Raw genomic sequence first — 257 nt, forward strand, 5'->3', positions numbered from 1 at the left:
AAGCAGCGCGCCTTCCGCGTGGGCCGCCAAGCCCGGCTCTTCCGCCACGGCCAAGAACGCACGGCCCGGCGCACGGGCGGCAATCAGCCCCAGCCAGTCTGCCCGGTCAAACGGCCCGGCCGCAGCCCCGCGCGCCATCAGCGCGGCAAGGCGCGGATGGTCTTGCACTTGGGCAAGTTCGGCATGATAGACCCGGCAGGCCACGCTTTGCCTGGTTCCCTTTCCTTGTTCCGTCAGGAGTGCCGTGACGCCTTTGC

General features: G+C 69.6%; 1 pseudogene. It reads right to left on the bottom strand.

From position 1 onward, the window contains the following. Positions 1-204, bottom strand: a pseudogene (locus H926_RS29910) (hypothetical protein); the annotation flags it as partial. Positions 205-257 lie beyond the last annotated feature (53 nt).

Origin of the sequence: Novosphingobium sp. B-7 (assembly GCF_000410615.1) — a bacterium.
Taxonomy (GTDB): Bacteria; Pseudomonadota; Alphaproteobacteria; order Sphingomonadales; family Sphingomonadaceae; genus Novosphingobium; species Novosphingobium capsulatum.